Source organism: Kluyvera georgiana ATCC 51603 (genome assembly GCF_001654985.1).
Lineage (GTDB): Bacteria > Pseudomonadota > Gammaproteobacteria > Enterobacterales > Enterobacteriaceae > Kluyvera > Kluyvera georgiana.
The window spans coordinates 37794-49609 of sequence record NZ_LXEU01000046.1 but is presented as its reverse complement, the minus strand read 5'-3'; the positions used below and the strand labels follow the sequence as shown (position 1 = coordinate 49609).

Genomic DNA, 11816 nt, shown 5'->3' with positions numbered 1-11816 from the left:
CAGGCGGCCTACCTATTCACTCCCCCTGTTTTCAACACAGTGCAATGAAGGTGTATCGTTCCATCTTTACCGGGCGTTGCGGGTAAGCTAAACACCTCATCCGGGTTACGGCTCAATTTGCCGCGTTCGCTGTATACACAGCCAAAAAACAAACAGGAGCAGTAGCGGATTAATCACCTTATTAGCATAATACAGTGCGTGGAAAACGAGCGAGCTGATTTGATGGTGTAACATTATCTGAGTAAACCATGGAATAATGACTAATCCAAACAATACCGGCAGACCAAACCACCATCCATTCTTACCAATATCATGCATTCTCCTGATACCCAAAGAGACGAGCGGTAAAATTAAAATCAGTGCAGAATATTTGCGTAACGGGATAAAAAAAAGAATGTTCCAGGCGAACATTAGGCCGCCCCGGCTGGTTCTGTCGGCAGGAATGACAACGACGACGAAATAGCTCACCAGAGCAATAAAGGCAACCAGACATAAATTAATTAAAATAAACGACCAAAATTCGCTTCGTGTTGCTTCGCCCTGGTATACAAATGTCTTTTTCCATGTGCGCCAATAACAATCACTAATATGGTTATCCATCAGTGTAACATCCCTGAATTATAGTCGTTGTAAAAAGAGAACTATGACTCATTGGGAAAAATATTAAAAGGATAGCGCCGTATTTTCAGAATAAATAAAGAAGCCCGATATTTTTATTCATCGGGCTTCTTTTCACAGACATCAGGCGACGATCTGATCCATTGCCTGCAAAATACGCTTATCCGAAATCGGATACGGTGTACCCAACTGCTGCGCGAAGAAGCTGACGCGCAGCTCTTCAATCATCCAGCGGATCTCCTTCACATCGTCATCCTCACGACGTGACGGCGGCAGCTTGTTCAGCCACTGTTGCCATGCCTGTTGAATGCTCTCTACCTTCAGCATCTGCGCACGGTCGCGATGCGGGTCGACGGCCATCTTCTCCAGACGTTTTTCAATTGCCTGCAGGTAACGCAGCGTATCGCCTAAACGACGGAAGCCGTTGCCGGTGACGAAACCGCGATAGACCAGACCGTTCATCTGCGCCTTAATATCCGACAGCCCCAGCGCCATGCTCATGTCCACGCGGCCTTTCAGACGTTTGTTGACGTTAAATACCGCCGTGAGGATTTGCTCAACCTGTTTAGCAATCTCGACCACCGTCTCGTTAAGGTCGGCGCGCACTTTCTCATGCAGCGCGTTAAAGCCCGCTTCGGTCCACACCGGGCCACCGGCCTCGTCGATCAGCTTATCTACACCGCAGGAGATGCAGTCATCAATCAAATCCAGCACTTTGCCGTAAGGGTTAAAATACAGCCCCAGCTTGGCTTTGTTCGGCAACTTCTCGTGCAGATACTTGATCGGCGATGGGATGTTCAGCAACAGTAAACGGCGCAGACCGCGCCACATCGCCTGCTGCTGTTCCAGCTCGTTATCAAACAGCTTGATAGCTACGCTGTCGCGCTCATCCACCAACGCGGGCCAGGCTTTCACCTTATAGTTGCCGCGCTTCTGCTCGTAGCGGTCCGGCAGATCGCCAAAGCTCCAGATATGCAGGCCATTCTGCTCGATACCATCGTCAGCCACCGCCGAGAGGGTTTCCTGCACTTTGCCCTTCAGTCCGTCCTTCAGCGCCTGCAAGGAGCGGCCTTCCTGAAGTTTCTTGTTTTTATCGTCCACCACGCGGAAAGTGATTTTCAGGTGATCGGGTACCTGATCCCACTGCCAGGCCTCGCGGTCGACGGTGACGCCGGTCATCCGACGCAGCTCACGCTCCAGCGAATCAAGCAGCGGTAACTGCAGCGGCGTGACGCGGCCTAAAAACGCTTCGGCATAATTTGGCGCGGGCACAAAGTTGCGGCGAATCGGCTTCGGCAACGATTTAATCAGCGCGATAATCAGCTCGCGGCGCAGCCCTGGGATCTGCCACTCAAACCCGGCCTCTTCCACCTGATTTAACAACGGCAGCGGAATATGCACCGTCACCCCGTCGGCATCTGCCCCGGGTTCAAACTGGTAGCTCAGACGCAGCTTAAGGTTGCCCTGATGCCAGAAGTTCGGGTAGTCCAGCTTGCTGACCTGCTCCGCACCTTCTTTGATCAGCATGCTCTTCTCAAAGTTGAGCAGATCCGGCGTCTCGCGGCTGGCCTGTTTCCACCACTTGTCAAAGTGGCGTGCGGAAATCACTTCATGGCTGATACGCTGGTCGTAGAATTCAAACATCGTCTCATCATCGACCAGAATGTCGCGACGGCGCGACTTATGTTCCAGCTCTTCAATTTCGCTACGCAGCTTCAGGTTATCGCGGAAGAAGGCGTGACGGGTTTGCCAGTCGCCTTCCACCAGCGCGTGACGTATAAACAGCTCGCGGCACAGCGCCGGGTCAATCTGGCTGTAGTTGACCTTACGTGCGGCAACGATCGGCAGGCCGTAGACGGTGACCTTTTCGGTCGCCATCACCGCCCCCAGCGCCCGCTCCCAGTGCGGCTCGCTGTACGAGCGTTTCATTAAATGCTGGGCGACCGGCTCCACCCATTCCGGGTCAATACGTGCGGCAATACGCCCCCACAGACGGCTGGTTTCCACCAACTCGGCAACCATCGTCCATTTTGGCGGCTTCTTAAATAAGCCTGAGCCAGGGAAGATGGAGAAACGGGCGTTACGCGCGCCGGTAAATTCCTGTTTATCCGCGTCTTTCATGCCAATGTGCGACAGTAAGCCGGTTAACAACGCGACGTGAATTTCACGATACGCCGCCGGCTCGCTGTTGACCGGAATGCCCAGTTCTTTCACCACCTGACGCAGCTGGGTGTAGATATCCTGCCACTCGCGCACGCGCAGATAGTTGAGGAAATCCAGTTTGCACTGGCGGCGGAACTGGTTGGACGACAGCGCTTTCTGCTGCTCGCCGAGGTAGTTCCACAGATTCACGAACGCCAGAAAATCAGACTCTTTATCGTGGAAGCGGCGATGTTTTTCATCGGACGCCTGCTGTTTGTCCATCGGGCGCTCGCGCGGATCCTGAATGGACAACGCCGAGGTGATGATCATCGCCTCGCGCACGCAGCCGTGTTTCTGCGCTTCCAGCACCATCCGCGCCAGACGCGGATCGACCGGCAGCTGGCTTAACTGGCGGCCTAACGGCGTCAACTTATAAGCGGTTTGCTGCTCGTCGGTGGTGATCGCGCTCAGCTCTTCCAGCAGACGCACGCCGTCCTGAATATTGCGTTTATCCGGCGCTTCAACAAACGGGAACGCTGCGATATCGCCCAGGCCCAACGCGGTCATCTGCAAAATAACGGACGCCAGGTTGGTACGCAGAATCTCCGGGTCGGTAAACTCCGGGCGGGACAGGAAGTCGTCCTCTGAATAGAGACGAATACAGATCCCCTCAGAGACACGCCCACAGCGGCCTTTACGCTGGTTGGCGGAAGCCTGCGACACCGGCTCAATCGGCAGTCGTTGTACTTTCGTACGGTAGCTATAGCGGCTGATACGCGCGGTACCGGGGTCTATCACGTATTTAATGCCCGGCACGGTGAGCGAGGTTTCCGCCACGTTGGTGGCCAGCACAATACGTCGCCCGCTATGCGGCTGGAAGACGCGGTTCTGTTCGCTGTTCGACAAACGGGCGTACAGCGGCAGAATTTCGGTATGACGCAGCTCTCGTTTGCTCAGCGCATCGGCGGTATCGCGGATTTCACGCTCACCGCTCATAAAGATCAGAATATCACCCGGGCTCTCCTGCCCCAGTTCATCCACGGCGTCGAAAATCGCCTGCAGTTGGTCACGTTCGGTATCGTCCGCCTCTTCTACGATCGGGCGATAGCGCACCTCGACCGGATAAGTGCGGCCAGAAACTTCGATAATTGGCGCGTTATTAAAGTGCCGGGAGAAGCGTTCAGGATCGATGGTTGCCGAGGTGATGATCACTTTCAGGTCAGGGCGACGCGGCAGCAGTTCTTTCAGGTAGCCCAGCAGGAAGTCGATGTTCAGACTGCGCTCGTGCGCTTCATCGATGATAATAGTGTCGTACTGCATCAGCAGGCGGTCCTGCTGAATTTCCGCCAGCAGAATACCGTCGGTCATCAATTTGACCATGGTGTTATCGCTGACGTGATCGCTGAATCGCACTTTGTAACCAATGCAGCCGCCCGGTTCGGTTTTCAGCTCTTCAGCAATACGGTTGGCGACGGTTCGCGCCGCCAGACGACGCGGCTGAGTATGGCCAATCAGACCTTTAATGCCGCGCCCCAACTCCATACAGATTTTGGGTAGCTGAGTGGTTTTACCCGAACCGGTCTCACCAGCGACGATCACCACCTGGTTATCGCGGATCGCGTTGAGGATATCCTGTTTTTTCTGGCTAACGGGCAGATTTTCCGGGTAGTCAATGACCGGGCGTGACGCTTCACGCAGCACGACCTTACCGGCTGCCTGTTCAATTTCCTGCGCCATCTCCTGGTAAATGGCCTGTTGAGCATCAGGATTTTTAACTTTCTTAACGCCGTGCAGTCGACGGGCAAACCGCTGTTTATCCCGCAACGTTAGCGCATCAAGGCGCTGACTCAGCATAGCGAAGGTTATTTTTTGTTGTTCTGTCATAGTCTTATTGGGCAGTACGGTGCCTGGAAAAACGCTTATCAAGTATCGCTCTATGATACCACATTCGTGCATTCTGAGCTTTGTTCAAAAAAACTGAATATAGAATTCGATATATTGCGCTATCCCTGTGGCAGGATTGTGAATAGAGTGTCACTAAGCAACAGGGCGCAGCCCGTCAATCAAATATAAGGAATCACGTAATGAGCAAAGTATTAGTTCTGAAATCCAGCATCCTGGCAGGATACTCTCAATCTGGTCAGCTGTCCGACTATTTTGTTGAACAGTGGCGTGAAAAGCACTCCGCTGATGAAATCACCGTACGTGACCTGGCCGCCAACCCGATTCCGGTGCTGGATGGTGAACTGGTCGGCGCGCTGCGTCCGAGCGATTCCCCGCTGACCCCGCGCCAGCAGGAAGCGCTGAATCTTTCTGACGAACTGATTGCCGAGCTGAAAGCCCACGATGTGATTGTTATCGCCGCGCCGATGTACAACTTCAACATCCCGACTCAACTGAAAAACTATTTCGACCTGATTGCCCGCGCTGGCGTCACCTTCCGCTACACCGAAAAAGGCCCGGAAGGCCTGGTGACCGGCAAACGCGCTATCATCCTGACCAGCCGCGGCGGCATCCATAAAGATACCCCGACCGACCTGATCACCCCGTACCTGAACGTGTTCCTGGGCTTCATCGGCATCACCGACGTGAACGTCGTCTTCGCTGAAGGCATCGCTTATGGCCCGGAAATGGCGACCAAAGCGACTGCTGAAGCGAAAGCTGCAATCGACAGCCTCGTGGCGTAATCGCCATCTGACAGTCAAAAGCCCTGCGTAAATACAGGGCTTTTTTTCGCCTTCACGACACCGCGTTCCGGTTACTTTTTCTCATAACGCAGGTAGCCTGCAATACCGCCGCCGCCATCTTTCGGGTGGTGAACGCCGTCATGAACTTCCACACAGGCAAAATCAAACGGTGATACCCCCTCAATACAGGCCACATTCACGCCATACTGCTGCGGATTCGAGCGCCGCTGATGGAAGGTATAAATGCCGCACACCGAGCAGAAAAAGTGCGCCGCCTCACCGGTATTAAAGCGATACTCCGTGAGTTTATCCTTCCCACGTAGGATTTCGATTCCCGCCAGCGGCGCAGAAACGGCAACCGCCCCACGCATCCGGCAGTATGAGCAGTTACAGCGACGCGCGGTGTTGAAGCCATCGCTCAATTCAACGGTAAACGCCACCGCGCCACAGTGGCACTGGGCGGAAAGTTTGTCAGTCATTGAACCTCCCGTCAGCCTTTCGCGGCAATACCGTCAAGCGTCGCCAGCGTCTCAGGGGACAAGGTCAACTCCGCAGCCGCCATATTTTCCCGCAAATGCGCCACCGACGAGGTGCCGGGGATCAGCAGAATATTCGGCGAACGGTGCAGCAGCCAGGCCAGCGCAACCTGCATCGGCGTGGCGCCGAGCGCGCGCGCCACCTCAATGAGCGTGGAAGATTGCAGCGGAGAAAAACCGCCGAGCGGGAAGAATGGCACGTAGGCGATACCGTCACGCGCCAGTGCATCAATCAACGCATCATCAGCGCGATGGGCAATATTGTATTCATTCTGCACACAGACAATCGGCGCAATCTGCCGCGCCTGCGCCACCTGCGTCGGCGTGACGTTACTCAGGCCAATATGCTTCACCAGCCCCTGCTGCTGTAGCTCAGCCAGCACGTTGACGCTGGCCTCAATGCTGCCTTCGCACGGTGCATGTCCATCGCCAATCATCACGCGCATATTGACTACATCCAGCACGTCCAGCCTGAGGTTGCGCAGGTTATCATGGACCGCTTGCTTGAGTTCTTCGGGGGAAAATGCCGGTAGCCAGGAGGCGTCGTCGCCGCGACGCGCGCCAATTTTGGTGACGATCGTCAGGTCATCCGCGTACGGATGCAGCGCTTCACAAATGATCTGGTTAGTCACGTGCGGGCCATAGAAATCACTGGTGTCGATATGATTAACCCCCAGTTCGAGGGCTTCACGCAGCACGGAAATGGCCGCATGTCGGTCTTTCGGCGGGCCGAAAACGCCGGGGCCAGCCAGCTGCATCGCCCCGTAACCGAGGCGATTAACAAATTGAGAACCAAGGGAAAACGTACCGTACTGTGTCATAACGTCCTGCCTGTAGCATCGCGAAGTGTCATTCTATTCTTAACCATCGCGCAAAGACGCTCAAGAAGAATACCGGGCATTAAGCGGCAAATAGCCTTAATTTCACCATGATATTTCTCTGTTCAGCAAGCTGCCTATTTTAGTGTTGAAAAAAGAAGACTGGCGATATAGTTTTTACTGCTCCAATAGGCCAATGTGGATCCTGGCGTTACGAATAAAACGCCGTGTGAAATTGCGTCTAATATTGGATTTACAAAAGGCATTGAATACTAAAGAACACCGTTCTCCTTCGTCCTTAACACAAATTAAAATTACGGATAAAAATGTATAAAAATATTTTCATCGGTGGCCTGGCTGCCATACTCCTCAGCGGATGCACCGCCGGTTTCCGACCTGCGCTTGAAGATTATAAAGGGGCCGATGCCGCACGTATTCGCGCCAGCACCACAGGCAATACCGCACTACAGTTTTACGAAAAGCAGGTAAATGGTTGCTATAAGAAAGTATTAGAAAGACGCATTACATCTGGCTTTGCCATCATTGGTATTCCGGTAACCGGAAACAAGCGTCTCTCCGACATGCCGGCTTCCGAAAATGTGAAAGGCGCATTTATCAATGAGTTCACCCTCAAACCAGGCCAACTCGTTGATATTGTTCATTACGCTAGCACAACGTCTTATTCTGATTTCGTTCCGCAGGCGAACCACAACTACGATATTATCGTCACCGGCTCGTTATATTCCGGCGATTCCGTATCCGTAAAAGATCTGGACGCTAACGCCAAAATCGTGCGCTGGAAAACGGACGGCGTGAAATTGTGCCCCGGCAGCGCTTTTGATTAATCATCACGCATGAAAAAGGGAGCCGATAGGGCTCCCGGTTATCACAAATAGAAAACATCCACTAGCGCCCAGCGCTTTCCGCAGCCACGCTGCGCTGATGACGATTCATCAGCCAGAATACCGCCACGCCCGCCAGCACAATCCCCGGCGCGGAAGCCGCCATCACGCCGACGGTGCCGGTGCCCAGCGCCAGCATTTTCCCCGCCAGCAGCGGGCCACTCATCGCCCCCAGCCGCCCTACCGCCACCGCGGTGCCCACACCAGTGGCGCGAATTTCGGTGCGGTAGAACAGCGGCGCCAGCGCATACAGCACGCTTTGCCCGCCGGTAGCGAACATTCCGGCAACGAAACCTGCGGCCAGCATCATGCCGAACGAGTTGGCCACACCGAGAGAAATCAGCGACGCCAGCATCCCGCAGTAGATCAGCAGCGACATTTTAATGGGGCTGAGTTTATCCATCAGCGCGCCCAGCATCAGCGTGCCTGAGGCCGCGCCGATTTGTAGGGCGAACATGACTCCAGCGGCCTGCGAACGGCTAAAGCCCTGATCGACCAGCAGCATCGGCAGCCAGTTGATCAGCATGTAAACCACCAGCAGGGTGAAGAAGTAGCACAACCACAACAGCAGCGTCGAAGAAGCGGTTTCGGAAGCGAAAATCGCCCGCAGCGGCGCAGGAGCCTCTTGCTGCTGGCAGCTGAACGCCTGCGACTCCGGCAGACGGAGCATCAGCAGCGGTACCAGCAATAGCGGCACCACGCCGCCGACCCAGAAGATCGTTTGCCATTCCTGCGTCAGGCCGCTAAAGCCCAGGGCTGCCGCCAGCGCCGCGCCAATCGGCACGCCGCAGTACATCAGGCTCACTGCGGTGCCGCGAAAACGCGGGCCCGCCGCTTCCGAAGTGAGTGCGATAAGGTTAGGCAGCGCGGCGCCTAAACCTGCACCGGTCATAAAGCGGGCAAAGACCAGCGAGTGAAAATCCCACGCCAGCGCGGTGACGATGGAAAACAGACCAAACAGCACAACGGACCCCAGCAGCACCTTCTTGCGCCCGTGCCTGTCGGCGAGCATGCCGCCGAACAGCGCGCCCGGCAGCAGTCCGAGGATCCCGGCGCTGAAGATCCAGCCCATCTGCATTTTTTCGAGTGAAAATGCCTGAGCGATACCGACGGCGGCAATTCCGGCGGCCTGTAAATCCAGCCCTTCCATCAGGGCGACCAAAAAGCAAAGCCCGACGGTTTGCATCAGGCGAGCGGTGTTCGGCGGTGAGGAGACATGGGTAATATTCGACATAGTGCTACCTTCTGTAGAGTGCAGGTGTAAAGACGGCTGGTACATTGCCAGCCGCGTTTTTTTCTTTGCCATGCGCCCGGTCGATACATTGCCGACCGGATCGTTATCAGGCTTGCGCTTTCGCTTTCAGATCCAGCGCCACGTCGACGATCATATATTCCTGACCGCCCACCATCCGGCGTTTGCCCAGTTCGACCAGAATATCTACCGCGCTCAGGCCGTAACGTGCGGCAGCCACTTCGCTATGACGCAGGAAGCTGGAGTAAACACCGGCATAACCCAGCGCTAACGTTTCGCGATCGACGCGCACCGGACGGTCCTGTAATGGACGCACCAGATCGTCCGCCGCGGCCATCAATGCGTACAGGTCGGTACCGTGCTGCCAGCCCTGCTTGTCGGCGGCGGCGATAAACACCTCCAGCGGCGCGTTACCGGCTCCCGCGCCCATCCCCGCCAGGCTGGCGTCGATGCGGTCACAGCCCTCTTCTACCGCCACCAGCGAGTTGGCAACACCGAGGCTCAGGTTGTGGTGCGCGTGCATACCGGTCTGGGTTTCCGGTTTCAACACCGCTTTCAGCGCGCGGAAGCGATCGCGAATGTCGTTCATGTTCATCGCGCCGCCGGAATCCACCACGTAGATACAGGTCGCGCCGTAGCTTTCCATCAGCTTCGCCTGTTTTGCCAGGTTTTCCGGCGTGGTCATGTGGCTCATCATCAGGAAGCCTACGGTGTCCATGCCCAGCTCGCGGGCGTAAGCAATGTGCTGCGCGGAAACGTCCGCTTCCGTGCAGTGGGTCGCCACACGCACGACACGCGCCCCGGCCTGATACGCATTTTTCAGATCGTGCAACGTACCGATCCCCGGAATCAGCAGCGTGGCGATTTTGGCGTGCTGCACCACTTCTGCGGCGGCGGCGATCCACTCGATGTCGCTGTGCGCGCCAAAACCATAGTTAAAGCTCGAGCCTTGCAGACCATCGCCATGGGCTACTTCAATCGAGTCAACGCGCGCGTCGTCCAGGGCTTTAGCAATCTGGCGCACGTTATCGAGCGAATACTGATGACGAATCGCGTGCATGCCGTCGCGTAACGTCACATCCGAGATATAGAGTTTTTTACCGTTCATGCGACTTCTCCTGCCACTTTCACCAGCGTTTCAGCCATTTTTTCTGCAGTCGACATTGCCGCAGAGGTCATAATGTCGAGGTTACCGGCGTAGGCCGGCAGATAGTGTGCCGCCCCTTCGACTTCCAGATAGACGGCGGTTTTCAGTCCGGAGAACTGCCCCACGCCCGGAATGTTGACCGGTTTATCCTGAGGAATCACTTCAAACTGGACTTTTTGTTTCAGTCGATAGCCCGGCACATAGGCCTGCACCGCCGCCGCCATCTCTTCAATAGACGCTTCAATTTCCGCCTGAGAGGCCGCTTCGCTCAGCACATAGACGGTGTCGCGCATCATAACCGGCGGCTCGGCAGGGTTGAGAATGATGATGGCTTTTCCTTTCGCCGCGCCGCCGACCACCTCAATCGCCTGCGAGGTGGTTTCGGTGAATTCATCGATGTTAGCGCGCGTTCCCGGTCCGGCAGACTTACTGGAGATGGAGGCGATAATTTCCGCGTAGTGCACCTTCGCCACGCGGGAGACCGCCGCCACCATTGGGATGGTCGCCTGTCCGCCGCAGGTCACCATATTGACGTTACCCTGCGACAGATTTTTGTCGAGGTTGACCACCGGCACGCAGTATGGGCCGATGGCTGCCGGCGTCAGATCAATCAGGCGAATCCCCGGTTTCGCCTTGCGCAAGGCGGCATCGTTTTTCACGTGCGCCCCGGCGCTGGTGGCGTCGAAGACGATGTCGATATCGGCAAACTCAGGCATCGCCATTAATCCGGTCACGCCTTGGTGGGTCGTGGCAACGCCCATTCGCGCGGCGCGGGCCAGCCCGTCGGAGTTCGGGTCGATGCCAACCATCACCGACATTTCCAGGTGTTTGCCGTGGCGGAGGATTTTGATCATCAGGTCGGTGCCGATATTGCCGGAACCGATGATGGCGACTTTACATTTGCTCATGACTGACTTCCTTCTTGCTCAGAAAACGTCGCGGATACCGAGCCAATGCCCTCGATGACCGCCTCGAAACGATCGCCTGGCTTAATCGCCACCATCGGCCCCAGGGCGCCGGTGAGCACAATGTCACCCGCACGTAGCGGCTCGCCCAGGCTGGCCATTTTGCGCGCCAGCCAGACGGCGGCGTTGAGCGGATGGCCCAGGCATTCACTGCCGCGACCGCTGGAAACCTCTTCGTTATTACGCGTCATGGTCATTGCGCAGTTTTTCAGATCCAGCGCCGCCGGACGCTGCGCCGGGCCGCCAACCACATACACGCCACAGGAGGCGTTATCCGCCACGGTATCAACAAACTTGATTGACCAGTCGCGCACGCGGCTGCCCACCACTTCCAGGGCCGGAACCACCCACTCAATGGCGTTGTACAACTCATCAAACGTGGTGTCGGCATGCGGCAGATCGCGCTTTAACACCAGCGCGATTTCCGCTTCAATTTTCGGCTGTAGAACGCGACCAAAGGGAATGGTTTCGTTATCGCCGTAACACATATCGGCGAATAACGTGCCGAAGTCCGGCTGGTCAACGCCCAGCTGCTGCTGCACTTTCGGATGGGTTAACCCGACCTTGCGCCCGACGATACGACGCCCTTGCGCCACCGCGTGCTCAACGTTAAGACGCTGAATGGCGTAGGCCGCTTCCGCGTTATCAATACCTATCACCTCACGCAGCGGCTCAATAGCCACGCCCGTCTGCTCGGCTTCACGCAATGCGGCGGCCAGCGAGGCCAGAGAATTCGTAGACATAGCGGC

The 11816-nt window shown here is 56.0% G+C and carries 10 protein-coding genes; 2 read left to right on the top strand and 8 right to left on the bottom strand.

From position 1 onward, the window contains the following. Positions 1-105: 105 nt before the first annotated feature. Together M989_RS11010 and hrpA are read right to left on the bottom strand one after the other, a co-directional pair. Entirely contained in the window at positions 106-600 is a 495-nt protein-coding gene (locus M989_RS11010; protein ID WP_064545174.1) for a DUF805 domain-containing protein, read from the bottom strand. Positions 601-741: 141 nt separating this feature from the next. Then, the gene (hrpA, locus tag M989_RS11005; protein ID WP_064545172.1) at positions 742-4644 is read right to left on the bottom strand and encodes an ATP-dependent RNA helicase HrpA; all 3903 of its coding nucleotides are present in this window, start codon (positions 4642-4644) and stop codon (positions 742-744) included. A 200-nt stretch (positions 4645-4844) separates the two neighbouring features. Here hrpA and azoR point away from each other — a divergent pair, with 200 nt between their 5' ends. Next, positions 4845-5447, top strand: a complete 603-nt coding sequence (azoR, locus tag M989_RS11000) for an FMN-dependent NADH-azoreductase (RefSeq protein WP_064545170.1) — start codon at positions 4845-4847, stop codon at positions 5445-5447. Positions 5448-5518: 71 nt separating this feature from the next. On the opposite strand, the gene M989_RS10995 is transcribed toward azoR, so the two are convergent. Together M989_RS10995 and M989_RS10990 are read right to left on the bottom strand one after the other, a co-directional pair. Further along, positions 5519-5926 (bottom strand): GFA family protein, encoded by a 408-nt coding sequence (locus M989_RS10995; protein WP_064545168.1) that lies wholly within the window; start codon positions 5924-5926, stop codon positions 5519-5521. Between the two features lie 11 nt (positions 5927-5937). After that, positions 5938-6804 (bottom strand): aldo/keto reductase family oxidoreductase, encoded by an 867-nt coding sequence (locus tag M989_RS10990; protein WP_064545166.1) that lies wholly within the window; start codon positions 6802-6804, stop codon positions 5938-5940. Between the two features lie 323 nt (positions 6805-7127). Between M989_RS10990 and M989_RS10985 the strand changes: the two genes are divergently transcribed. Continuing rightward, on the top strand, positions 7128-7646 hold the full coding sequence (locus M989_RS10985; protein WP_064545164.1) for a hypothetical protein: 519 nt from the start codon (positions 7128-7130) through the stop codon (positions 7644-7646). A 61-nt stretch (positions 7647-7707) separates the two neighbouring features. Here the strand turns inward: M989_RS10985 and mhpT are convergent, their stop codons facing one another. From mhpT to mhpD, 4 genes are all read right to left on the bottom strand, one after another. Then, positions 7708-8937, bottom strand: coding sequence for a 3-(3-hydroxy-phenyl)propionate transporter MhpT (gene mhpT / locus M989_RS10980; protein ID WP_064545162.1), 1230 nt, complete (start codon positions 8935-8937; stop codon positions 7708-7710). A gap of 106 nt (positions 8938-9043) precedes the next feature. After that, positions 9044-10063 carry a 4-hydroxy-2-oxovalerate aldolase gene (mhpE, locus tag M989_RS10975; protein ID WP_064545160.1) on the bottom strand — a complete coding sequence of 340 codons (1020 nt, stop codon included), beginning with the start codon at positions 10061-10063 and terminating at the stop codon, positions 9044-9046. Then, on the bottom strand, positions 10060-11010 hold the full coding sequence (mhpF, locus tag M989_RS10970) for an acetaldehyde dehydrogenase (protein WP_064545157.1): 951 nt from the start codon (positions 11008-11010) through the stop codon (positions 10060-10062). Before mhpF ends, mhpE begins: the two co-directional genes overlap by 4 nt. Further along, positions 11007-11810, bottom strand: coding sequence for a 2-keto-4-pentenoate hydratase (mhpD, locus tag M989_RS10965; protein WP_064545155.1), 804 nt, complete (start codon positions 11808-11810; stop codon positions 11007-11009). The genes mhpF and mhpD overlap by 4 nt, the downstream gene beginning before the upstream one ends. Between the last annotated feature and the right edge of the window lie 6 nt (positions 11811-11816).